Below are 655 nucleotides of genomic sequence, written 5' to 3'. Positions count from 1 at the left end.
TGTGACCAACTTATCGCGACCTATCGCCCGGGTTATCTGTGGCGGCCATTCGGCGAGAATGGACCCTGTCATGATGCGCTTTTTACCGTGGCAAACTATGAACTGGTGTCCACGGGGCTCGGTGGTTACCCGATGCATGAGAGCCTGGCGCTGCTGATGTCTACGTCGGGCTCAACGGGGAGTCCGCGTCTGGTGCGGCAAAGCCGCCTTAATTTGCTGAGTAATGCGACCAGTATTGCAGACTATCTGGCGATCGACAGCGGTGGACGTCCGGTGTTGAATTTGCCCATGAACTACGTATACGGGCTGTCGATCATCAACAGCCATTTACTGCGCGGCGCTACGATATTGCTGACAACCCGTGGCATCATGCAAAGAGAGTTTTGGGCTTTTATCAAGGACTATGAAGCCAGTTCGATCGCCGGAGTGCCTTATACCTATGAAATGCTAAAAAAACTGCGCTTCATGACGATGAAACTTCCGTCACTCAAAACTTTGACTCAGGCGGGAGGTAAGCTTCACCCCGATTTACATCTCGAATTTGCCCGCTATGCGCAGGAGAGCGGCAGAGCGTTTATTGTGATGTACGGGGCGGCAGAGGCAACGTCGCGCATGGGCTATTTACCCGCCGATAAGGCGCTGGAAAAGTGCGGCA

Annotated in this window: 1 protein-coding gene; it reads left to right on the top strand. The window is 53.7% G+C overall.

Annotated elements, in window-relative coordinates; translation table 11 throughout:
- Positions 1–655: AMP-binding protein (locus tag J5224_RS33400; protein ID WP_264629182.1), on the top strand; the 655-nt coding region annotated here is incomplete at both ends.

This window comes from Candidatus Symbiopectobacterium sp. NZEC135, assembly GCF_025962695.1.
The sequence above is the reverse complement of the archived record's forward strand: the minus strand, read 5'-3'. Positions and strand labels throughout refer to the sequence as shown.